Below are 23,961 nucleotides of genomic sequence, written 5' to 3' on the forward strand. Positions count from 1 at the left end.
CCCGATCATGAGCACCGAGTCCCACGCGATCGGCGCTGGCGCCGCGCCTGCCATGCGCTGGCGCGACCGCGTCCGCGCCTGGTCCGGCACGGACGCCTATGTCCGCGCGACCGACATCCTGATCGTGCTGGCCGCGGCGTCGCTGCCATGGTCGACGTCGCTGCTCGCGGTCTTCATGCTGCTGTGGCTGGTCGCGGTGATCCCGAGCGTCGACTGGGAGCAGTTCATTCTCGACCTCGCGCGGCCCGCCTTTGCGCTGCCGATCGCACTGGTCGCGCTCGCGGTGATCGGCGTGACCTGGTCGGAGACCGGCTGGGCCGAACGGCTCCAGGGCATCAAGCCGCTCAGCAAGCTGCTGCTGCTGCCGTTCCTGCTCGGCTATTTCCAACGCTCGCAGCGCGGGCTCTTTGTGTTCGCAGCCTTCCTGGTGTCGTGCACGTTGTTGATGATCCTGTCCTGGATCGTGCTGGCGCTGCCGCAGCTCAAGCTCGCGCACACCGCATCCGACGGCGTGCCGGTCAAGAACTACCTCGACCAGAGCCAGGAATTCACCCTGTGCGCCTTCGCGCTGGCGCTGCCGGCGTTGACCGCGCTGCGGGCCGGGCAATGGCGCATTGCAGCCGGCGCCGTTGCGCTGATCCTGCTGTTCATCGCCAACATGCTCTACGTCGTTTCGGCGCGGACCGCGCTGGTCACCATGCCGGTGCTATTGATCCTGTTCGCCTCGCTGCATCTGTCCCGGCGCGCCACGCGGTTGCTGTTCGCCGCTGTCGCGCTGGCGAGCCTGCTGGTCTGGACCACGTCACCCTATCTGCGGCAACGCATCGCCGACGTCGGCATCGAGTATCGCGCGCAGGATACCTCAGGCATCGCCTCCACCGCGCAGCGCCTGACCTATTGGCGGAAGTCGATGAAGTTCATCGCTGCCGCGCCGTGGCTCGGGCACGGCACCGGTTCGATCAGGCACATGTTCACCCAAGACGCTATCGGACAGACTGGCCTGAACGCCGAGGTGATCAACAATCCGCACAACCAGGCCTTCAATGTCGCGATCCAGTGGGGGCTCCTGGGCATCCTGCTGCTCTACGCGATGTGGACCAGCCACATCAGCCTGTTCGCCGGCCGCGATCTCGTGAGCTGGATCGGGCTCGCGGTGGTCGCGCAGAACATCACGAGCTCGCTGCTCAATTCGCACCTGTCCGATTTTCACGAAGGCTGGATGTATGTGATCGGCGTCGGCGTCGCTGGCGGCATGGCGCTCCGCGCCCACCGACCGGAGAAGATTCTGTAAGCGTACGGCCCAGAGCCCGTGCCACGTATTCAGTGTCGTCCCTGCGAAAGCAGGGACCCATAACCACGAATGGTTATTGCTGCACGATAGCGGAACGACGAGTCCCGTTCACAACGCAGGCCGCGGAGTATGGGTCCCTGCTCCCGTGCGCAATTGCGCACTAGGCAGGGACGACAGCGGTGGGTTGGCACGAGCAATCGCCTGACGGGCGAGCAGCTACCTCGTCGCCTCGTGCCCGACCTCGCCCGTGATGACGTCGCCGAACAGCTCCCACGCCTCGCCGTTGAATCGCATCAATTGCATCTGCTCGATCGGGAAGTAGTCGTCCGGCGAGGTGTTGACCATGACGCCCGGCAGCATCAGGTCGGAGTGGAAGTTCTTCAAATTGGCGGCCTGCTTCATGACGTTCTCGCGCGTCAGATTGTCGCCGCATTGCTTCAGCACCTGCACCATGGCCTCGGCCTGCACATAGCCATAGAGGTTGTTGGCGTTGCCCTTGTCGCCGTCCGGATAGTACTTGTCCATGAACGCGCGCCATTTCACGACGGGAGGATCCTTGTCCCAGGTCGGATCAGTCGGGTCCTTCAGATAGGCCGTCGAGATGATGCCCTTGGAATATTCGAGCCCGGCCGGCTTCAAGACCGAGGCGACCGAGGTCGCGGTGTTGGCGAGGAAGAATTTCGGCTTCCAGCCGAGCTCGCCCACTTTCCGGATCGCCTGCGCCGATCCCTTCGGCGCCGCCCAGGAGAAGAAGATGTCGGCGCCGGAATCGTGCAGCGCGACGATCTGCGAATCGATCGAGGGATCGGAGACCTCGTAGGACTTGTCGGCGATGATCATGCTGACCTTGTCGCCGAGCCCGTCCTTCAGGCCCTTGAACTGATCCTTGCCGGCGTCGTCATTCTGCCAGAACACCGCGATCTTGCTGTCGGGAAACTTGTCGCGAATGTATTTCGCATAGATGCGCCCCTCGCTCTGGTAGTTGGGCTGAAATCCCATCGTCCAGGGGAAGTTTTTGGGGTCGCCGAATTTGGTGCCGCCGGACGCGACGAACAATTGCGGCACCTTCTTGGCATTCATGTATTTCATGATTGCCGAATTCGACGGGGTACCGAGCGCCTGGAAGATCAAGAGCACCTCGTCGCTCTCGACCAGCTTGCGCGCCTGCTCGATTGCCTTGGGCGGCGAATAGGCATCGTCGTAGCTGATGAAATTGATCTTGCGGCCATTGATGCCGCCCTGTTCGTTGATCATCTTGAAGAACGCGGCCTCGGTCTTGCCGATCACGCCATAGGACGACGCCGGGCCGCTATACGGCATGATGTTGCCGATCTTGATTTCGGTATCGGTCGCACCGGGATCGTATTTCTTCTGGGCGTGGGCCGAGGTCGCGAGCAGTGCCACACTTGCGAACGCCACGATTGCGCCAATATATCCAGAACGAGCCGGCATCGTTTTCTCCCGATTTTTGTCGTGGTTTTGACGGCAAGTCTCGCAAGAGACGCATGTGCTGGCAAGCGCCGGGTTTTTCCGTTGGGCGAAACGGCATTGTTGCCTGGCGCTATTTATGATTGAAGGTCGATCTGGGGATCACGAGTCGAGGCGTTCTGATTGCGTAAACCGGACATTCGTACCGGTCCGCGGCATCCGCGTATGGCGGCTGCGGGCTATGAAATCACGCGCCGCCTCAGCGAACGTGCGCTGGCTGGTCGTGGCCTGCACAAGGCCAATGGTGCGTTCGCGCAAGCCACGATCGCCGCGATCCGCGAAAGGCTGCAGCGCGGCGAGACCGTCTATATCGCGGGCCTCGCCTGCCCCGGCACGCACAACACCGGCGTCGCGCTGGTCGAGGTCACCCAGAAGGACGGCCCGCGCCTGATCGTCAACAACGAGGAAGAGCGCTTTTCCGGAAACAAACATACCAACGAGTTTCCGCAATACGCGCTCGAGGACATGCGCAAGGTGTTGCAGCGGATGGGCCGCGACATCGGCGACATCGCGGCCTTCGTCACGACATGGGACTATCCGGCGCTACTGGCGATGCTGATCCGCACCTCGCTCGAGGAAGCGCCGGCCAGTATCAAATTGCTGCGCGCGCCGATCGCGCCCGCGATCAACCTGCGACAGATGGACCAGGTGCGGCGCATCTCGCGCAGGCTCGGCAGGATGTATGGGCTCGGCGAGCAGCTGCCGCTGATCTGCATGCCGCATCACGACAATCACGCCTGGTATTCATTCACTGCCTCGCCGTTCGCCGATCTGCGCGAGCGTGTCGCGATCGCGGTGCTCGACGGCACCGGCGATGTCGGATCGATCTCGCTCTATGTCGCCGACAACGGCGAGATGAAGCAGCTCTATTGCAACGAGAGCCTGTTCGATTCGCTCGGCGCCTTCTACACCGTGATCTCGTCGAGCCAGGGCGGCTGGACCTGGCTCTCCAGCGAGGGCCGTTACATGGGCGCCGCCGCCTGGGGCGACATGAACCGCGCCACCAATCCGTATTATCAGCGGCTGAAGGCGGTGTTGCATCTCGGCCCCGATGGCAGCGTGCAGCTCAATCGCGCGATGGCCAATTGGTACGCCGATCCTGCCGACAATCCCTATCATCAGCCGCTGATCGATATTCTTGGGCCCCCGCTGCGGCCCGACCAGCTCTGGAATCCCGACGCCGTGCTGCGCGTCGAGGACATCAATCACCGCCCCGACACCAAGGACCGCGTCGACAAGGCCGCCGCGACGCAACTGGTGTTCGAGGACGCGATGATCCATGTCATCGATCATCTCCTGCGCCTCACCGGCACCGATCGCCTGGTGCTGACCGGCGGCGTGGCGCTGAACGCGCTCGGCAACATGCGGCTGCTCGAACACTTCGACGAGGCGTGGTTCGAACGCGCCCAGCAGCGCAAGACGCGGCTGCATATGTGGGTGCCGCCGGTGCCCGGCGATCCCGGCGTGCCGATCGGTGCAGCATGGCTATTCGCGCACATGGCGGGCGCGCCGCGCGGCGCGCCGCTGTCGCACGCATTCTATTGCGGCCTGCCGCCCTCGAACGCCGACATCGCCGCGGCGCTCGACGCCGACGACATAGCCTCGACGGCGATCGGCAATGTCGCGACATCAGCGGGGCGCGATGCGGTGGCCGATCTGATGGCCAGCATGGTGGCGCAAGGCGGCGTGATCGCAATCTACCATGGCGCGGCCGAGACCGGCCCGCGCGCGCTCGGCCATCGCTCGATCCTCGCCAACCCCTGCGATCCCGCGGTCCGCGAGCGGCTCAACGAGCGCGTCAAGTACCGCGAGGCGATCCGGCCGCTGGCGCCGATGGCGACGCTCGAGGCGGCGCGCGACTATTTCGAGCTGGAGGACGGCGCCTCCGACGGCGACTACAACGCCTACAACTACATGGTGCTTACGGCGCATTCGAAGCCGGAAGCGCGCGCCAGGATTCCCGCCGTGGTGCACGCCGACGGCACCGGCCGCATCCAGATCGTGCGCGAGGCCGATGATCCCCTCACCTACGCCTATCTGAAGGCGCTCGGTCGCCATATCGGCGTCGAGATGTCGGTCAACACGTCGTTCAACGTCGCAGGCCCGATCGCGCAGACGCCGGCGCAGGCGATGGACACGCTGCGCCGTTCCAAGGGGCTCGATGCCGTGGTGCTGGTCGCCGACGACGGCACCGCCTATGCCGCCTGGCATGGCGGTGAGCGCGACAGCGGACGGTTTACCGGATGGTATGCGGCGTGGAAGCAGGCGCGCGGCTGAACCAGCCCAGCACGCGCCCGTCGATCAGCAGCAGCGCGCTTGATATCACCAGCGCGCCGATGATCTCGCGCGGCGCGATCGGCTCGCCGAGGACAAGGTAGCCGAGCAGCATCGCGGTGACCGGAATCAGCAACGTCACCAGCATCACATTGGTCGCGCCGGAGCGCTGCAGGATCTGGAAGAACACGATATAGGCCAGCGCCGTCGACAGTGCCGCCAGCCCGAGCACGGCGAGCCACGTGGTCGGATGCGGCATCGGCAGCAGCCAGGGACGGTCGGTTAGGGCTGCGATCGGCGCCATCATCACGGCCGATGTCATCATCTGGAACGTCGCCGTGCCCAAGGGCGGCACGCGCTGCGGCAGCCGCCGCCCGACCAGCGCCGCGACGCCATAGCTGAACGCACCCGCGAGGCACAGCAGGATGCCGATGCCCTGGCGGCTCTCGAAGCCGAGCGCATCGCCATGCAGGATCGCGACCCCGATCAGCCCGACCACCACGCCCGCGACACGGCGCGCCTGCAACTTCTCCTCGCCGGCCGCTGCCATGATGATCACCGCGAACAGCGGCGTCGTTGCGTTGAGGATCGAGGCCAGCCCGCTCGGAATATAGGTCTGCCCGAACACGATCAGCGAGAACGGCAGCACGTTATTGAACAGCCCCATCGCGAAGAACGGCGCCCAGGCGGAGGCGCCGCGCGGCCACTCGATCTTCGCGGCGCGCAGCAGCGGCAGCAGGATGATGGTGCCGAGCACCACGCGCAGCAGCACCAGGGTCAGCGGCGGCAATTCGCGCAGGATCACGCCGTTGAAGAAGAACGAGCCGCCCCAGAGCACCGACAGCAGGCCAAGCAGGCCCCAGTCGCGGCGATCGATCCTGTTATCGGTGGAAGGCATGTCGGGCTCTCGCCAGCGCTGTCACAGGTGACTAGCGTGGCGCCGCGAATATTCCCACCCGATTTCCGTGAATGGCGGCCCTGCCTATTTCGGCCGCGACACGATCTCGATCATCTGGCCTTCGTCGCCGTCCGGCGCGTGGGCCTTGGCCTTGTCGTAGGCGGCAAGCGCGGCGCGGCTCACCGGCACCCCAGGCAACAGCGTTTCGGCCAGCCGCACGGCATATTCCGCATCCTTGTGACGCAGCGCCGCCGTGAACGACGCGCCGGAGAAATTGCGGTCGATCATTCGCCGCGAGTGCCGGATCACCTGCGGGCTGGCGATCGCGCCGGTTCCCAGCGCCTCGGCGACCAATTGCATGTCGAGACCCGCCTGCTCGGCGATCGCAACCCCTTCGGCGAGGCTCGCGATCTGCACCGCGCCGATCAAATTGTTGATCAGCTTGAACACGGTGCCGGTGCCGACCGCGCCGAAATGGCGGATCGTGCTGCTGATCGGCGTGAGGAACGGTTGCGCGCGTTCGAGATCGGCCGGATCGGCGCCCACCAGCAGCGTCAGCTTGCCGGCGGCCGCCGCTTCCGGCAGCCCGGTGACGGGACAATCGATGTAGATCAGGCCGCGGCTCTGCAGCTCGCGCGCCATATCGAGCGTGTGCTGGTAGGAGACCGTGGAGCACTCGATCGCAAGCGTGCCGGCCTTCATCGTGGCCGCAGCGCCGTCCTTGGTCAGCCAGACATCGCGCGACGCCGCATCGTCGGCGACCATGGTCACGACCGCATCGGCATCGATCGCGGCATCTTCCGGCGAGGTCGCCCAGATCGCGCCGCGCGCAATCAGATCCTCGGCCTTGGCCTTGCTCCGATTCCACACCGCGACCGTGAAGCCGGCGTCGAGGTAGCGGCCAGCCATGCCGTGGCCCATGCGTCCCAATCCGATGAAAGCGACGCGCGGCATGGGCTAATCCACATCCTCGACGGAGCCGGGCCCGGTGCCGAAGGCACGTTGCGCCAAGGTTGCCGCCATGAATTCATCGAGGTCGCCGTCGAGCACCCCCGAGGTGTCGGAGGTCTGCACGCCGGTGCGCAAATCCTTCACCATCTGATAGGGCTGCAAGACGTAAGAGCGGATCTGGTGACCCCAGCCGATATCGGTCTTGGCGGCCTGATCGGCAGCCGCCTGCTCCTCGCGCTTCTTCAGCTCGATCTCGTACAGCCGCGCGCGCAGCATGTCCCAGGCCTGCGCCCGGTTCTTGTGCTGGGAGCGGCCGGCCTGGCAGACCACCGCGATACCGGTCGGAATGTGCGTCAGACGCACCGCCGACTCGGTCTTGTTGACGTGCTGACCGCCGGCGCCACCCGACCGCATCGTATCGGTGCGGACATCGGACTCCTTGATCTCGATCTTGATGCTGTCGTCGATCACGGGGAAAATCTGCACCGACGAAAACGAGGTGTGCCGCCGCGCATTGGAGTCGAACGGCGAGATGCGCACCAGACGGTGCACGCCGGCCTCGGTCTTCAGCCAGCCATAGGCATTGTGGCCGGAGATCTGGATGGTGGCGGACTTGATGCCGGCCTCTTCGCCCTGGGACTCCTCGAGGAACTCGATCTTGAAGCCGTGCTTCTCCGCCCAGCGCGTGTACATGCGCAGCAGCATCTGCGCCCAGTCCTGGCTCTCGGTGCCGCCGGCGCCGGCATGGACCTCGAGATAGGAATCGAACTTGTCGGCCTCGCCCGAGAGCAGCGCTTCCAGCTCGCGCCGGGCAACCTCCTTCTTGAGGTCCTTCAGCGCCTTCTCGGCCTCGGCGACCACGCCGGCATCGTTCTCGGCCTCGCCGAGCTCGATCATGCCGACCTGATCCTCGAGCTCGCGCTCGACCTTACCGATGCCCGAGAGCGCGTCCTCCAACGAGGTGCGCTCCTGCATCAGCCGCTGGGCCTTCTGGGGATCGTTCCAGAGATTGGAATCTTCTGCGAGCTTGTTCAGCTCAGCGAGGCGTGCCGTCGACTGTTCGACGTCAAAGATGCCTCCTCAGCAGCCCGACTGACTGCTTGATCTCTTCAACAAGGCGTTCGATTTCCGCGCGCATGGTCTTTCAGGTGTTGGCTAAAAAGGTTCCGGGGGATGTAGCGACCGGCGCGGCAAAGCGCAATCGGCTTGGCCGTACTATCCCGGCGATTTGCGTTCGTAGGCTGCTGGAGCCGTTTCCCGGATTGCATTGGAACGGGGCTCTAGCGTTTTGTTTTGACGGCTGTTCTTCACGCGCGCCGGTGTCCGCCTCGTGCGAACACGCCCTAGTAAAGTCCCCCGGTTCCCGGCCGCATGAAGAAGCCGCCGTCGGGCTGCCCGCCACTCTGCGACGGCTGCGGGCCCGGCGCAGGGCCGCGGCCGTCGGCATCGGCGACGCCGATGACCGAGTAATTCTCCGGCGGGGCGGTGCCCGGCTTGAAGGCTTCGAGGATGGTGTTGCCGCCGTCGCCGGGGCCGGCACGCATGCCGGTCTTGGCGTCGACGCGGATGAGCTTGATCCCGGCCGGGACCTTGAACGGCGTCGGCGGCTTGTCGGCGAGCGCTAGCTTGAGGAAGTCGCGGGCAATCGGCGCGGCCACGTGACCGCCGGTGGCGGTGCGGCCGAGATTGCGCGGCTTGTCGTAGCCCATGTAGACGCCGACCGCGAGATCCGGCGAGAAGCCGACGAACCAGACGTCCTTCTCGTCGTTGGTGGTGCCGGTCTTGCCGGCGATCGGCTTGCCGACCTCCTTCACCACCGTCGCGGTGCCGCGCTGGACCACACCCTCCATCATCTCGGTGATCTGGTAGGCCGTCATCGGATCGAGCACCTGCTCGCGGCGGTCGACGAGCTGCGGCTCCGGCTGGCTCTTCCAGCCCCCGGGCGCGTCGCAGCCGCGGCATTCGCGGGTGTCGTGCTTGAAGATGGTATGGCCGTAGCGGTCCTGGATGCGATCGATCAGCGTCGGCTTCACCCGGCGGCCGCCATTGGCGAACATCGAATAGGCCGTGACCATGCGCATCACGGTGGTTTCACCGGCGCCCAGCGCATATGACAGGTAGTTCGGCAGTTCATCATAGACGCCGAAGCGTTTTGCATACTCGCCGACCAGCGGCATGCCGATGTCCTGCGCGAGGCGCACCGTCACGGTGTTGAGCGAGCGCTGCAACGCGTTGCGGAGTGTGGTCGGGCCGTAATACTTGCCGGTCGAATAGTTCTCCGGCCGCCACACGCCGGCGCCCTGCCCCTGATCGATTTCGATCGGCGCGTCGATCACCGTGGTCGACGGCGTATAGCCATTGTCCAGCGCCGACGAATACACGATCGGCTTGAACGACGAGCCGGGCTGCCGGTAGGCCTGCGTCGCGCGGTTGAACTGGCTCTGGTCGAACGAGAAGCCGCCGACCATCGCGAGCACGCGGCCGGTCCACGGATCCATCGCCACCATGGCGCCGGAGACCTCGGGCAATTGCCGCAGGCGATACTGGCCTTCGACCGCCGCGCCGTCCTTGGTCACCAGTGGATCGGCATAGATCACGTCACCGGGCTGCAGCACCTGCGATACCGCGGTCGGCGCCTTGCCCTTGGTCTTGGCCCAGCGCACGCCGTCCATCGTGATGATGCCGGTCTGCCGCTCCTTGCTGACCGCGCCGCCGAGTTCGCGGCCCGGCTGAAAGCCGATCCGCGCCGACTGATCGCTGGTCTCCAGCACGACCGCCATCCGCCAGGGCGAGATGTCGGAGAGCGATTTGACGTCGGCGAGCTTGACGCCCCAGTCGCCGGAAATGTCGAGCTTGTGCAGCGCGCCGCGCCAGCCCTGCGCCTCGTCGTAATTGACGAGACCTGCAACCATGGTCTTGCGCGCCATCACCTGGATCTTGGGATCCAGCGTGGTGCGCACCGAGAGGCCGCCCTCGTAGAGTTTCTTCTCGCCGTAGCGCTCGAAAATGTCGCGGCGGACTTCCTCGGCGAAATATTCGCCGGCGAAGATGTGCGCGCCGTTGGAGCGGCTGGTGACGTTGAGCGGATCCTTGCGCGCCTTGTCGGCGTCGGCCTGCTTGATCCAGCCGTTCTCCAGCAGGCGGTCGATCACATAGTTGCGGCGCTCGATGGCGCGGTCACGGTTGCGGACCGGATGCAGCGCGGCCGGCGCCTTCGGCAGCGAGGCGAGATAGGACGCTTCCGCGATCGTCAGCTCATTGACCGATTTGTCGAAATAGACCAGCGACGCCGCCGCGATGCCGTAGGCGCCGAGCCCGAGATAGATTTCGTTGAGATAGAGTTCGAGGATGCGGTCCTTGGAATAGGCGCGCTCGATGCGCATCGCCAGCAAGGCTTCCTTGATCTTGCGCGCGAACGAGACCTCGTTGGTCAGCAGGAAGTTCTTGGCGACCTGCTGGGTGATGGTCGAGGCGCCCTGCGGGCGGCGGTTGGAGCCGTAGTTCTGCGCGTAGAGGATCGCAGCGCGCGCCATGCCCTGGTAGTCGATGCCGCCATGCTCGTAGAAGTTCTTGTCTTCGGCGGCGAGGAACGCGTTGATCACGAGCTTAGGCACCGCCTGGATCGGCAGATAGAGCCGGCGTTCCTTGGAATATTCACCGAGCAGCGCGCCGTCGGCGGCGTGCACGCGGGTCATCACCGGAGGTTCGTAGTCCTGGAGCTGCGAGTAGTCGGGCAGATCCTTGGAGAAATGCCAGATGGCGCCGGCGACGGCGGCGACACCGACCAGGAACACGACGGTTCCAGCGGCGAACAGGAAACCCAAAAACCGCACGAGCAGGCGCATTATCGACGTTCCGTTCCTACCCTCCGGCGCTCAGTCGTCAGAAGCGCCCGTCCAAAAGTGCGAAGCCTCACACAACCAAGCCCTCACACAACGAAGGCTCACAACAAGGCCTGGCCCAGCGAGCTGCCTTGCGCATGCGAATAAACAAGAGCCGCCGGGCAATATGGTCGATTCTGCGGACCTGCGGTCCATTGTCTATACCGTCGCCGCTGTGGCCAAACTAGGGCTTCCGCGCAACGGGCGCGGGCTTTTCAGACGGCCGATTTCACTTTGCCGGTCCGGCAGTTGCCAGCCGTTTGGCGAAGAACGTGTCGATCGCCTGGACCATCGATCCGACGGCCTTATTCCGCCAGTTCTCGGACACCAGATGCTCGAGGTCGCCCTTGTTGGAGACGTAGCCGATCTCGACCAGCACCGACGGCACGTCGGGCGCCTTCAGCACCCGGAAGCCGGCAGATTTGAGCGGATGCTTGTGCATCCGCACCGTGGTCTTCATCTCGTCCATCAGCAGACGGGCGAAGCGGTTGGAGAAGGTCTTGGTTTCGCGTTGCGCGAGGTCGATCAGGATGTCGGCGACCTCGGTCGGCTCGTCGGTCAGGTTCACGCCGGCGATGGCGTCGGCCTTGTTCTCCGCTTCCGCCAGCCGTTCGGCCTCGGCGTCGGAGGCCTTGTCCGACACCGTGTAGATCGTGGCGCCCTGGGCATCGCCCTCGCGGCGCGGCAAGGCATCGGCGTGGATCGAGACAAACAGCGCCGCGGATTGCGAGCGCGCGATCTTCACCCGGTCGTTGAGCGGAATGAAGGTGTCGTCGGACCGGGTCATGACCACGCGATATTTGCCCGACTTCTCGATCCGGTCGCGCAGCGCAAGGCCAAAGCCCAGCACCAGGTTCTTCTCGGTCTGCTCGCCGGACTGGGTGCCGTTGTCGATGCCGCCGTGGCCGGGATCGATCACGATCAGCGGGCGCGCGTCGGTGCTCGCAACCGGCGGCAGCGCCGCGGTGTTGACGGCCGGAATGGTCGCTGTGGTCGATTCGGAAATCCCGGGCTTCAGCTCGGGACGGCTCTCGGGCGCAAGCGACTGCACGAAGCTGGTGCGATCGACCTGTTCGAAATCCAGCACCAGCCGCGGCGGCTGGCCGTTGGCGGCGTCGAGCACATAGGAATTGGCGATCTTCACCGGGCCCGTCATGTCGAACACGATCCGCGAGCCGCCGGGCATCACGAGGCCATAGCGGAACGCCTTCACCAATCCCCGCGCCGCCGAGCCGGTGCCGGCGGCGAGCTGGAAATTGACCTGCGGGATATCGACCACGACACGGTACGGGTCCGCGAGCGGGAAGGCGCGAAACTCGATCTTGCGGTCGAGATCGAGGATGAATCGGGTCTGCTTGTCGTCGCCCGCGAGCCTGGCGCCGGACGCGACCGGGAAATTCGGAGCACTGGCGGCCGGGGCAGCGGCGTCCGGGGCACTGGCGACCGGGGCGCCTGTGGCGGGCGCAGACTGACCGGCCTGCGGTCCTTCGGCCGCGCTCGGGGCGCTGACCAGGGCAAATACCGATGCTGCAGCGCACAACAGCCCGCATCCCAGAAAAACAAGGTGTTTTGCGCGGTTCTCCACCCGATTCGGAGCCTCCCAGCTGCTTCTTACCGCATTAGAACCACACGGTTAATCGCACCCTAATGACATCAGGGCGAAAAGAACCGAGTGTTGCGGCGGCGTGACGCTTCCCTTGCACGCGACGGGCAATCCACGTATGTACGGAGTGCTGACGGCTAGTACTCCCGGTTGTGTCGCGTTCAGCCTCTTGGTGCAACGGTGGAACCTTCCAAGTCGAAGATCCCGCCGTGTTTTTCCGGTCCCTCCCCAGCCAGCGCCGCGCGCGGCTGACACGGAGTGGCGGATTCAAGCCCGAGCGGCGTCCGGTCCCAGACACACTCCCTCGCCAGAGGGACGGTTTGAGACACGGCGTAACCGATTATCCGGTCCCTCGGGGCCTCGATATGCGATGGCCGGCAGGCGCTTCGGCGCCGGACGGGGCTTTCAGCAAAAGATACGGCGGTCAATTTCGCCGCCAACATGTTTAGACGGGCCGACGCTTAATGCGCCAGACTGTATTGCCGACCAGGATCCCCCGAATGATCGCGCTGACGCGAGGTGAAAACCTCGCCCGTCGCATCATCCCGGTGAGTTCCCGTCCGGCGCTGCGCCGCGAGACGCGTTTTGGCCTTCCCCTCACCCCCGAATCAGGTGGACCGTCGCGTCACCGGGCGGCGCAGTTTGCGCGCGCCATGATCCGCGCCCGCCGCCGTCAAGAGCTCCAAAATGCCCAACAAGATGTTGATCGATGCCACCCACCCGGAAGAGACCCGGGTCGTTGTGGTCCGTGGCAATCGCGTCGAAGAGTTTGATTTCGAGACCGCCCAGCGCAAGCAACTGCGCGGCAACATTTACCTCGCCAAGGTCACGCGCGTAGAGCCGTCGCTGCAGGCTGCCTTCATCGAGTATGGCGGCAACCGTCACGGCTTCCTGGCCTTCAGCGAAATCCATCCCGATTACTACCAGATCCCGGTCGCCGACCGTCAGGCGCTGATCGAAGCCGACGAGCGCGCCCATCGCGAGGCCGAGGAAGAGCATGAGAACCGCGGCCATCGCCGCCGGTCGCGCCATCGCAATGCCCGCCGCCGCGGCCATGGCGACCGTGTCCAGAGCGAGGTGGTCGAAGGCGCCGGCGACGCGCAGGCGCAGCCGGCGATCGAGGCTCACGAGCACCCGGTCGACGCCGAGCATCACGAGCACGGCGTGGCCGCCCATGAGGGACACGAGCATGAAGCGCATGAGCATGCGCATCATGAGGACCATGAACACCACCACGATCATGAGCATGAGCATCACCATGATCATGGTCACGACGATCATGGCCACGATGAACACGATCATGACCACCACGACCATGATCATGCGCACGATCACGACCACGCTCCCGTCGTGAGCGAGGCGCCGTCCGCCGACGCCCCGACCGACCCCGTCGTCGCGGTGGTCGAAGCCTCCATCGCGTCAGCCGCGCCGGAGACCTTCGAGCCCGCCGAGGTCAATCATGAGCCCGAGCGGGCCCATGAGGAGCAGGTCGAGGAAAACGCCGCGCATGCCGACGACGCGCCGCATGTGGCTGGCGACGAAGTCCACGCCGTGGCCGATGAGCATGCGGTCGCCGAATACGCCGCGTTCGCGGAAGTGGCCGCGCCCGAGGCCGTACCTGGCGATGAGGCCGGCGAAGATGACGACGAGGACGACGGCGAAGAAGGCGAGGAAGAGGATGTCGTCGAGTCCGTCGGCGGCGACGATGTGCTCGAGGAGGTTCCGGAGCGCCCGTTCCGTCCCCGCCGCCAGTACAAGATCCAGGAAGTGATCAAGCGCCGGCAGGTGATGCTGGTGCAGGTCGTCAAGGAAGAGCGCGGCAACAAGGGCGCCGCTCTGACCACCTATCTGTCGCTCGCCGGCCGCTACGCCGTGCTGATGCCCAACACCGCGCGTGGCGGCGGCATCAGCCGCAAGATCACCTCGGCCCAGGACCGCTCGCGGCTGAAGGAAGTGGTGCAGGATCTCGACGTGCCCGAGGGCATGGGGATCATCCTGCGCACCGCCGGCGCCTCACGCAGCAAGCCGGAGATCAAGCGCGATTTCGAATATCTGATCCGGATGTGGGAAACGGTGCGCGACCTGACGCTGAAGTCGCAGGCGCCGACCTTGGTCTACGAGGAAGGCTCGCTGATCAAGCGCTCGCTGCGCGACCTCTACAACAAGGAGATCGACGAGATCCAGGTGGCGGGCGAAGCCGGCTACCGCGAGGCGCGCGACTTCATGAAGATGCTGATGCCGGCCAATGTGCGCGCCGTGAAGCAATATCGCGACGGCCAGCCGCTGTTCTCGCGCATGGGCGTCGAAAGCCAGCTCGACGCGATGTTCTCGCCGACCGTGCAGCTGCGCTCCGGCGGCTACATCGTCATCAACCAGACCGAGGCGCTGGTCTCGATCGACGTCAACTCGGGACGGGCGACGCGCGAGCACCATATCGAGGACACCGCGCTCAAGACCAACCTGGAAGCGGCGGAAGAAGTCGCGCGACAGCTGCGCCTGCGTGACCTCGCGGGCCTGATCGTCATCGACTTCATCGACATGGACGAGAAGCGCAACAACCGCGCGGTCGAGCGCAAGCTGTCCGACTGCCTGCGACAGGACCGTGCGCGGATCCAGGTCGGCCGCATCTCGCATTTCGGCCTTTTGGAAATGTCGCGCCAGCGCATCCGCGCCAGCGTGCTGGAGAGCTCGACCGAGCCCTGCCCGCAATGCGGCGGTTCCGGTCACGTCCGTTCGGTCTCGTCGGTGGCGCTGCAGCTGCTGCGCGGCATCGAGGAAATCCTGATGAAGGGCGCGACCCACAATCTCGTGGTCCGCACCCGCACCGACGTCGCGCTCTACGTGCTCAACCACAAGCGCGGCCATCTGCGCGACCTCGAAGACTCCTTCCGCGTCTCGCTGTCGATCGTCGCCGACGCCACGGTGCACGGCCAGCAATCCTACATCATCGATCGCGGCGAGCAGGTGCATACGCTCGAAGCCGCCAAGGCGCTGCTCGCGGCGCAGGCTGCCGCCGCGCCGTCGCAGGCCGAAGAGGTCGATGACGAGGAAGAACTGTTCGAATACGAGGCCGAGGTCGAGACCGACGAGACCGAGGGCCTCGCCGATGACCGGGCGGCCGGTGAGGAATCAGGCGCCGCCGAGGGCGAAGGCGACGGCCAGCGCCGCAAGCGCCGCCGCCGTCGCCGCGGTCGCGGTGGTAGCGAGGCGCGTGACGGCGCTCAGCAGCCGCGCGAGGACGGCGATCTGATGCATGTCCTGCCCGAAGGCGCCGAGGCGGTAGCCGCCTCCGACGCCGAAGGCGATGAGGATGAGGGCGATGAAGCGCAGGGCGCAGCCCGCGACGACCAGGCCGCCAACGGCGATCGCCGTCCGCGCCGTCGTGGACGCCGTGGCGGCCGCCGCCGGCGCGGCAGCGGCGGACCGGATGACGGTCTTGCCGGATCGATTTCCGACGAGCTGAGCCCGGCGGCAGCGCCCGAGGCCAGCGATGCGGTCGCCGATTTCGACAGCCATGACACCGAGCCGGCGCCCTCGCTCGCGCAGCCCGAACTGTTCGCGCAGCCGGCGGAATGGCAGCCGGTCGAGGCCGCACCCGTCGAGGCGATCGCTGTGCCCGAGCCGGAAACCGTGGCAGCGCCTGCCGCTGAGGACACGGCCGGCGAAAGCGACCGCGCGCAGCGCCGCCGCTCTACGGTGCGCGAAAAGGTCAGCTTCGCGTCGAGCCCGCAACCCGAGGCACCGGCGCTGGTTCAGAGCCCGGCGGAGCAAACTGCGCCCGCCCCTGAACCTGCAGCTTCTGCGCCGGAGCCCGCTGCGGCCGAGGCGCCGGCCCGCAAGGGCTGGTGGTCGCGCCGCTTCGGCGGCGGCAACTAGCGCAACCCGCAAGTCAAAACGCCCGGTTCACGCCGGGCGTTTTTATTGGACAGGTATCCGTTCGTCAGGCGTACGGAGCCTGACGGAGACGGAGGCAATGCAAAGCGCGATCGTTCTAGGCGGCGGCATGGTGGGCGTCAGCACGGCGCTGCACCTGCAACGTCGCGGCTGGTCAGTGACGCTCGTCGACCGCAAGGAACCGGGCCGCGAAACCAGCTATGGCAACGCCGGGATCATTCAGAGCGAGGCGGTGCGGCCCTATCCGATGCCGCGCGATCCGGCGACGCTTGCGAGGATCGCGATGGGGCGTACCAACGACGTGCGCTATCGCCTGGCCTCGCTGCCGCGGCACGCCGGTCCGCTGCTGCGCTATTGGTGGAACTCGACGCCCGAGCGGCACCGCGAAGCCACCCTCGCCTGGGCGCGCCTGATCGCCTACGCCACCGCGGAGCACGACACGCTGATCCGCGATGCGCATGCCGACAATCTGATCCGCCGCGCCGGCTATCGCCTGCTGCATCGTGACCCGGTTGCGCTGGAGCAGGCGATCGCGGTCGCCGAGGAGAACCAGCGTGACTTCGGCGTCCAGTTTCGCGTGCTCGACGGCCGCGAGCTCGCCAAGGCGGAGCCCTTGCTGCGTGACGACTTGCCCGGCGCTATTCATTGGCTCGGGCCGTGGACCGTGTCGGACCCCGGCGGTCTCGTCTCCGCCTATGCCGGATTGTTCGAGCGTCTCGGCGGGACGCTGCTGCACGGCGATGCGCAGACGTTGGCGCAGACGTCGTCCGGTTGGTCGGTCGACACCACCGGCGGCCGGATCGATGCCGCCAATGTCGTCGTCACGCTCGGGCCGTGGTCGCCGCAATTGCTGCGCAGGTTCGGCTACCGCATCCCGCTGGTGCGCAAGCGCGGCTACCACATGCATTATCAGGGCGGCCGCTCGCTCGACCTGCCGCTGGTCGACACCGCGAATGGCTATGCGATGGCGCCGATGGCGAAGGGCATCCGCATCACCACCGGCGCGGAGCTGACCAGTCCCGATGCGCCGGCGACGCCGATCCAGCTCGGTTACGCGGAAGCTGCCGCACGCGAGCTGATCGAGATCGGCAGCCGGGTCGAGCCCGAGCCGTGGTTCGGCACCCGCCCCTGCACCACCGACATGCTGCCGGTGCTCGGGCCTGCGCCGCGCCATCGCGGGCTGTGGGTCAATTTCGGCCACGGCCATCAGGGCTTCACGCTCGGCCCCGCAACGGCGCGGGTGCTGGCCGAAACGATGAACGGCGAGGCATCCGCCGTGGACACCTCGCCGTATCGACTCGATCGCTTCTGATTTCGGATTTAATCCGTCGTCAGCGCGGTCTCCATGTCGGTCGGATCGATCTGCCTTGAGAGATTGGCGTTGAGCTTGCCGCGGTCGAGCTCGCCCTCCCACCAGGCGACGATCACACAGGCGACGCCGTTGCCGCACAGATTGGTCAGCGCGCGGCACTCGCTCATGAACTTGTCGATGCCGAGTACGATCGCCATGCCCGGCACCAGCCGCGGATCGACCACCGCAAGCGTCGCGGCCAGCGTGATGAAGCCCGCGCCGGTGATGCCGGAGGCGCCCTTCGAGGTCAGCATCGCCACGACCAGGATCGTGAGCTGCTGGCTGAACGTGAGGTCGTAGCCCAGCGCCTGCGCGATGAACAACGTCGCCAGCGTCATGTAGATGTTGGTGCCGTCGAGGTTGAACGAGTAGCCCGTGGGCACCACGAGACCGACCACGGATTTCGAGCAGCCGAGCCGTTCGAGCTTCTCCATCAATGACGGCAGCGCGCTCTCGGACGACGAGGTGCCGAGCACGATCAGGAGCTCGTCCTTGATGTAGGCCAGGAACTTGAAGATCGAGAACCCCGCGATGCGCGCGATGATGCCGAGCACCACGAACACGAACAGCGCGGCGGTCAGATAGAACGTCGCGATCAGCCCCATCAAATTGAGGATCGCGCCGGTGCCGAACTTGCCGATGGTGAACGCCATCGCGCCGAACGCGCCGATCGGCGCCGCCCGCATCACGATCGAGATCACGCCGAACACCGCATGCGCGGCATCGTCGATGAACGAGCGGATGGTGTGGCCGCGCTCGCCGAGGCCCATGATCGCGAAGCCGAACAGCACCGAGAACAGCAGCACCTGCAGGATCTCGCCCTGCGCGAAGGCGCCGACCACGGTGTCGGGAATGATATGCAGCACGAAGTCGACGCTCTTCTGTGCTTCCGCCTGCTTGGCATAATTGGCGACCGCCTGCGCATTCGCCGCCGCGCTGCCGAAGCCCGCCCCCGGCTTCACCAGATTGCCGATCAGCAATCCGATCACCAGCGCGAAGGTCGAGACCACTTCGAAATAGACCAGCGCCTTGACGCCGATGCGGCCGACTTTCTTGGCATCTTGTATATGCGCGATGCCCGAGACCACCGTGCAGAAGATGATCGGCGCGATCACCATCTTGATCAATTTGATGAAGCCGTCACCGAGCGCCTTGATCCACTCGTTGGTGGCAAGCGACGGCCAGAACGCGCCAACCAGCGCGCCGAGCACGATCGCGATCAGGACCTGGACATAGAGAATCTTGTACCACGGCTTGCTACCGGCAGGCGCCGGTGAAGCCGTGGCAACGGTTGCCGTTGCCATGTGTCACTCCCCCTCAGAAATGGCGGAAATAGCCAAGATCAACTTGGCCGTTCAAGTCAAATGGAACTGTGTGGGCCCTGCCGTTTATCCGCGGCGATCTGTCGCGTCCCGCGCCGCCGAAACACGGCCAGGCGCTTGCGAAACCAATCTAGCCGACAAGGCGGAGGGCTCTTGAAGATTGCGGGCTATTTAAGCCAATGCGCGATCCGCGCAACTGCTTCCTGCATCTCCGCCGCGGAACGCGCATAGGAAAATCGGATGAAGGCACGGCCGTGGATCGGATCGAAATCGACGCCCGGGGTCGCGGCGACATGCGCCTTCTCGAGCATCTCGCTGGCGAAGGCGAAGCTGTCGGCGGTGAAGTCTGAGACGTCGGCATAGAGATAGAATGCGCCGTCGGCCGGCAGGAACTTGGTCAGTCCGGCCTTCGGCAGGCCTTCGATCAGGATGCGGCGGTTCTCCTGATAGCCGCGCTTGATCGCCTCCATCTCCTCGCGGCCGTCGAAGGCCGCTTCGGCGGCGATCTGCGACAGGGTCGGCACCGAGATCGACAGGTTCTGCTGCAGCCGCTCGATCGGCCGCACCAGCACGTCGGGCACCACCATCCAACCGACGCGCCAGCCGGTCATGCAGAAGTATTTCGAGAACGAGTTGATCACGAGCGCATTCGGCGACAGCTCCGCCGCAGTCACCGCGGGAAACGCGTAGTCGAGCCCGTGATAGATCTCGTCGGAGATGAAGCGGATGCCCGCGCTGTCGGCGGCCGCCATCAGGCTCGACAGCGCCTCGCGCGACATCATGGTGCCGGTCGGGTTGGCGGGGCTGCCGACCAGCACGCCCTTCACCGGCGCCTTGCGATGGGCAGCCAGCAGCGCCTCGCCGGTCAGGGCATGGCGGGTGTCGCCGGAGGTCTCGATCAGCACCGGCTCGCAGCCGAGCGCCGTCAGGATGTGCCGGTACGGCGGATAGCCCGGCACGGTCACCGCGACCCGGTCGCCCGGCTCGAACATCGCAAGGAACGCCAGGATGAACCCGCCGGACGAGCCGGTCGTGACGATGATGCGCTCCGCATCGACCGCGCAGCCATACGTGTCGCGGTAGTGCCGGGCGATGCGCGCGCGCAGCGAGGGAATCCCGAGCGCCGAGGTGTAGTCGATCCGCCCGCCGGCAAGCGCGGCCTGCGCGGCCGCGATCGCCTGCTTCGGCGCGCCCTCGGCGGGCTGCCCGACCTCCATATGGATGACATGGCCGCCGGCGGCCTCGATTCGCGCCGCGGCGGCCATCACGTCCATCACCATGAACGGCGGAACATCGCTCCGCCCGGACGCTGTCAACAAGCTGTTCAGACGGTCTCTCGGTGTCGCTTCAGGCATGGATTTCTGCTATTGCACGGCCGCGGCCGGATTTGGGTTCCCGTGATCTGCGACCGCCCCAGACTGGCCGCATTCGGTGGCTCCTTATAGCGCTTTCAGGCCAAGTGAATACCCCAAGAGAATAACCGGTTCGCGTGAAGAAGAACTGCAAAAACAACAGACTGCGCCACGCGCACGATCCGGCCGGCCCCGGAACCCGCGTTTGCACGGGCGCGGCCCGTCAGCGCCGATAGATCCCCCATGCTGTTCCGCCTCACGCTGCGCCCCAGGACCATCAAGCTGACTGCCTTCAAGCTGACCGCCTTGCTGACCGCGGTCGCGCTCGCCGTTGGACCCGTCGTCCCCGCGCGGGCCCAGCAGAAGGGCCCGCCGGTGCTGCGCGACACCGAGTCCGAGCAGCTGCTGCGCGAATATACGAGGCCGATCCTGCGCGCAGCCGGTCTGGAGAAGCAGAACATCCAGATCGTGATCATCAACGACGGCTCGTTCAACGCCTTCGTCGCCGACGGCCGCCGCATCTTCGTCAATTACGGAGCGCTGCTGCAATCGGAGACGCCGAACCAGATCATCGGCGTGCTGGCGCATGAGACGGGCCATCTGGCCGGCGGCCATCTTGCCAAGATGCGCGAGCAATTGGCGCAGGCGCAGACCCAGATGATCATCGCGATGCTGCTCGGCGTCGGCGCGCTCGCCGCGGGTGCCGGCGGCCGGGGCGCCGGCGGCGGGCTTTCCAGCGCCGGCGCGGCGGCGATCTCGGCGCCGCAATCGGTCATTCAGCGCACGCTATTGTCCTATCAGCGCCAGCAGGAAGAGAACGCCGACCGCGCCGGCGTCAAGTTCCTGACTGCGACCGGACAGTCGGCCCGAGGCATGTACGAGACGTTCAAGCGCTTCACCGACGAGAGCCTGTTCGCCGCGCGCGGCGCCGACCCCTATCTGCAGTCGCATCCGATGCCGGTCGATCGCGTCTCCGCGCTGGAGGAACTGGCGCGCTCGAGCCCCTATTGGGACAAGAAGGACGATCCGGCGTTGCAGCTGCGTCACGACATGATGCGCGCCAAGATCTCGGGCTTCATGGAGCGGCAGGACACCGTCTACCGCCGCTATCCGCTGTCCAACACCAGCCTGCCGGCGCGCTATGCCCGCGCGATCACGACCTACCTGCACGGCGACCTGCGCTCGGCGATCGCGCAGATCGACGGCTTGATCCAGGTCCAGCCCAACAATCCCTATTTCTACGAATTGCGCGGCCAGGCCCTGCTTGAAGGCGGCCGTCCGGCGGAGGCCATCGCGCCGCTGCGCCGCGCGGTGCAGCTCTCCAGCAATTCGCCGCTGATCGAGATGCTGCTCGGCCAGGCGCTGGTCGCCTCCGACAACAAGGCCACCACCGACGAGGCGATCAACATGCTGCGCGCCGCGGTGGCGCGCGAGCCCGAGGCGCCGCTCGGCTACACCCAGCTCGCGATGGCCTATGGCCGCAAGGGCGACTATGCCCAGGCTGACCTCGCCTCGGCACAGGCCGCCTATCTCCGTGGCGACGCCAAGACCGCCCGCGAGCTGGCATCGCGCGCCAAGACGCGGTTCGCGATCGGCACGCCCGGCTGGGTCAAAGCTGACGACATTGTGAGCGCCAAGCCGATGCCGGGTCAGAAAAACAACTAGAAATAAACCGTAGTTCCATACAACGATCACCGAAACCGGCCCACGGCGGTGCCGTATTTCGGGCCACCTCGAACAAGGATTTTGTCATGCCAGCGCTTCGTTTTCTTGCCCCTGCCCTGCTCGCGCTCGGCATTTGCGCCGCGCCGCTGACGGCGTCCGCGCAGAGCTTCAACGACACCCAGCGCGGCGACATCGAGACCATCGTGCGCAACTACCTGATCGCGCATCCCGAGGTGCTCGAAGAGGCGATGAACGAACTCAGCAAGCGGCAGGCCGCTGCCGAGGCCGAGAAGCATGAGCAGAGCGTCGCCAAGAACGCCGACACCATCTTCAACTCGCCGCGCGGCGTCATGCTCGGCAACAAGGACGGCGACGTCACCTTCGTCGAGTTCTTCGATTACAATTGCGGCTACTGCAAGCGCGCGATGTCCGACATGCTCGACCTGATGAAGTCGGATCCGAAGCTGAAGGTGGTGCTGAAGGAATTCCCGGTGCTGAGCCAGGGCTCGGTCGAGGCCGCGCAGGTCGCGGTTGCCGTGCGCATGCAGGATCCGACCGGCAAGAAGTATCTTGAGTTTCACCAGAAGCTCTTGGGCGGCCGCGGCGCAGCCGACAAGGCGCGCGCGCTTGCGGTCGCCAAGGATGTCGGCCTCGACATGGCGAAGCTCGAGAAGGACATGGCGAGCCCCGAGGTCAAGGCGACCATCGAGGAGAATTTCCGTCTCGCCGAATCCATGGGCATGAACGGCACGCCGAGCTATGTGATCGGCAAGCAGGTCGTGATCGGCGCGGTCGGCGTCGACGGCCTCAAGGAGAAGATCGGTATTGCCCGCTGCGGCAAGGCGACCTGCTGATCCGCTTCCCGACGAAGCTCGTTCACGCAACGAAATCCGGCTGCCAGGCAGCCGGATTTTTTTATTGCGGTCACCGAACCAACTCCGCGCTGGCCGCAACCAAGGGCCGTCACCAATAATGGAAGCCGCCCGCGATGCCGCTCGCCCTGCCAACCCTTGGCTACGACCTCACGCTGCTCAAGACCGCGCCGCAGCGCGGCTCCGACGATAATCACGGCTGGTGCTACGGCCTGCCATCAGGCATTCGCAGCGAGCAATGGCCGCTCAGTCCACATGACGGCTTTCCGATGCAGCACTGCTTCACGCTGCGCGTCCCGCCGCAGTATCGCGCCAAGGGCGCCGCCTATGTCGCGCTCGCGATGTTCGCCGATCAGCAATATGACGAACCCGTCGAGATCGACGCGGTCGCGCAATATCTCGCGGCGGAGACCATCGAACGTCCGTCCGATCCGAATCTGTTGCCGTACTTCGCGTATCGACGGAACCGTCATCCGATGGAGTTCCGGATGAAGGACATCATCGACCACAATTTCGCGGCGATCTGGCTCACGGAGGCCGAGTTCGCAGGACCGCTCTGCCAACCACCTGAGCTTGCCGATAACCCGCTGCTGGAAGCCAATCCGCCGCCGCGCTGGCTCGTGAAGGGCGCGGCGCGTACGGCGTTCGACGTCAATGTTGGACGCAGTACCCGGATCGACGAGTTGGAGAAGACCTACTGGTATCGACTGTTCGGTCACGTCCCCGCGACCGGGCACCATGCGTACGGCATCGCGCTGGCGCCGCGCGACGACGACCCCAATGTCGGCAAGCCGCCACGCGATCATCTGCTGCACAAGGGCGAGCTCGGCGACTACATCGCGCCCTATAGCGAGGCCGGCACGTCGCAGGGTCTCGACCGGTTGCACGGTCGCAACCATCTCGGCGGCACGATGTTTCCCAACCAGTGGACGCCGAAATACAGCGCGACCTATCTCGAGATCGAAGAGCATTTCGGCGGCTTCAATTTCGGCGGCGGCAACGGCCAGCTCGATCTTGCGAGCATGGAGTTCGACTGGGCCTGCGGTTGAAGCGCGCGCATTCAGCGCGCATTCACATAAGATACAAAGCGCGGGGAACCGCAAATCAACAGGAACATCG

The 23,961-nt window shown here is 65.6% G+C and carries 16 protein-coding genes; 7 read left to right on the plus strand and 9 right to left on the minus strand.

Going from position 1 to position 23,961, the window contains the following annotated elements; all coding sequences use genetic code 11:
• Positions 1-7: 7 nt before the first annotated feature.
• Positions 8-1,291 carry an O-antigen ligase family protein gene (locus FBZ93_RS01170; RefSeq protein ID WP_146984177.1) on the plus strand — a complete coding sequence of 428 codons (1,284 nt, stop codon included), beginning with the start codon at positions 8-10 and terminating at the stop codon, positions 1,289-1,291.
• Between the two features lie 216 nt (positions 1,292-1,507).
• On the opposite strand, the gene FBZ93_RS01175 is transcribed toward FBZ93_RS01170, so the two are convergent.
• Positions 1,508-2,743 (minus strand): ABC transporter substrate-binding protein, encoded by a 1,236-nt coding sequence (locus tag FBZ93_RS01175; protein WP_146984178.1) that lies wholly within the window; start codon positions 2,741-2,743, stop codon positions 1,508-1,510.
• 159 nt (positions 2,744-2,902) lie between these two features.
• On the opposite strand from FBZ93_RS01175, the gene FBZ93_RS01180 reads away from it, so the two are divergent.
• Entirely contained in the window at positions 2,903-5,056 is a 2,154-nt protein-coding gene (locus tag FBZ93_RS01180) for a carbamoyltransferase C-terminal domain-containing protein (RefSeq protein WP_146984179.1), read from the plus strand.
• Here the strand turns inward: FBZ93_RS01180 and FBZ93_RS01185 are convergent.
• From FBZ93_RS01185 to FBZ93_RS41690, 6 genes are all read right to left on the minus strand, one after another.
• A complete protein-coding gene (locus FBZ93_RS01185; protein ID WP_146984180.1) occupies positions 5,016-5,951 on the minus strand; it encodes a DMT family transporter in 936 nt (311 codons plus the stop codon). The two genes, FBZ93_RS01180 and FBZ93_RS01185, sit on opposite strands and share 41 nt — an antisense overlap.
• An 84-nt stretch (positions 5,952-6,035) precedes the next feature.
• Entirely contained in the window at positions 6,036-6,905 is an 870-nt protein-coding gene (locus FBZ93_RS01190; RefSeq protein WP_146984181.1) for an NAD(P)-dependent oxidoreductase, read from the minus strand.
• 3 nt (positions 6,906-6,908) lie between these two features.
• Positions 6,909-8,040 (minus strand): peptide chain release factor 2 gene (prfB, locus tag FBZ93_RS01195; RefSeq protein WP_106939930.1). Its coding sequence is split into 2 segments (ribosomal slippage): positions 6,909-7,970 and positions 7,972-8,040, totalling 1,131 coding nucleotides; the frame shifts between segments, so codons are not numbered across the junction.
• A 205-nt stretch (positions 8,041-8,245) separates the two neighbouring features.
• A complete protein-coding gene (locus FBZ93_RS01200; RefSeq protein WP_146984182.1) occupies positions 8,246-10,747 on the minus strand; it encodes a penicillin-binding protein 1A in 2,502 nt (833 codons plus the stop codon).
• Positions 10,748-11,012: 265 nt separating this feature from the next.
• Complete coding sequence (locus FBZ93_RS01205) at positions 11,013-12,368, minus strand: N-acetylmuramoyl-L-alanine amidase (protein ID WP_146984183.1); 1,356 nt, start codon at positions 12,366-12,368, stop codon at positions 11,013-11,015.
• 615 nt (positions 12,369-12,983) lie between these two features.
• The gene (locus FBZ93_RS41690) at positions 12,984-13,721 is read right to left on the minus strand and encodes a hypothetical protein (RefSeq protein WP_283810804.1); all 738 of its coding nucleotides are present in this window, start codon (positions 13,719-13,721) and stop codon (positions 12,984-12,986) included.
• Positions 13,722-13,736: 15 nt separating this feature from the next.
• Between FBZ93_RS41690 and FBZ93_RS01210 the strand changes: the two genes are divergently transcribed.
• Together FBZ93_RS01210 and FBZ93_RS01215 are read left to right on the plus strand one after the other, a co-directional pair.
• Entirely contained in the window at positions 13,737-16,262 is a 2,526-nt protein-coding gene (locus FBZ93_RS01210; protein WP_433995373.1) for an Rne/Rng family ribonuclease, read from the plus strand.
• A gap of 97 nt (positions 16,263-16,359) precedes the next feature.
• Positions 16,360-17,592, plus strand: coding sequence for an NAD(P)/FAD-dependent oxidoreductase (locus FBZ93_RS01215; RefSeq protein WP_146984185.1), 1,233 nt, complete (start codon positions 16,360-16,362; stop codon positions 17,590-17,592).
• A gap of 8 nt (positions 17,593-17,600) precedes the next feature.
• Here the strand turns inward: FBZ93_RS01215 and FBZ93_RS01220 are convergent, their stop codons facing one another.
• Together FBZ93_RS01220 and FBZ93_RS01225 are read right to left on the minus strand one after the other, a co-directional pair.
• Positions 17,601-18,935, minus strand: a complete 1,335-nt coding sequence (locus tag FBZ93_RS01220) for a dicarboxylate/amino acid:cation symporter (protein ID WP_146984186.1) — start codon at positions 18,933-18,935, stop codon at positions 17,601-17,603.
• A 185-nt stretch (positions 18,936-19,120) separates the two neighbouring features.
• The gene (locus tag FBZ93_RS01225) at positions 19,121-20,308 is read right to left on the minus strand and encodes a pyridoxal phosphate-dependent aminotransferase (protein ID WP_146984187.1); all 1,188 of its coding nucleotides are present in this window, start codon (positions 20,306-20,308) and stop codon (positions 19,121-19,123) included.
• Positions 20,309-20,548: 240 nt separating this feature from the next.
• Here FBZ93_RS01225 and FBZ93_RS01230 point away from each other — a divergent pair, with 240 nt between their 5' ends.
• The 3 genes from FBZ93_RS01230 (at position 20,549) to FBZ93_RS01240 (ending at position 23,891) form a co-directional block, all read left to right on the plus strand.
• Positions 20,549-21,970: a M48 family metalloprotease gene (locus tag FBZ93_RS01230; RefSeq protein WP_146984188.1), complete on the plus strand. Its 1,422-nt coding sequence runs from the start codon at positions 20,549-20,551 to the stop codon at positions 21,968-21,970.
• Positions 21,971-22,056: 86 nt separating this feature from the next.
• Positions 22,057-22,824: a DsbA family protein gene (locus FBZ93_RS01235; protein WP_146984189.1), complete on the plus strand. Its 768-nt coding sequence runs from the start codon at positions 22,057-22,059 to the stop codon at positions 22,822-22,824.
• Positions 22,825-22,958: 134 nt separating this feature from the next.
• Positions 22,959-23,891 (plus strand): hypothetical protein, encoded by a 933-nt coding sequence (locus FBZ93_RS01240; RefSeq protein ID WP_146984190.1) that lies wholly within the window; start codon positions 22,959-22,961, stop codon positions 23,889-23,891.
• Positions 23,892-23,961: the final 70 nt, after the last annotated feature.

Source organism: Bradyrhizobium macuxiense, assembly GCF_007993935.1.
Classification (GTDB): domain Bacteria; phylum Pseudomonadota; class Alphaproteobacteria; order Rhizobiales; family Xanthobacteraceae; genus Bradyrhizobium; species Bradyrhizobium macuxiense_A.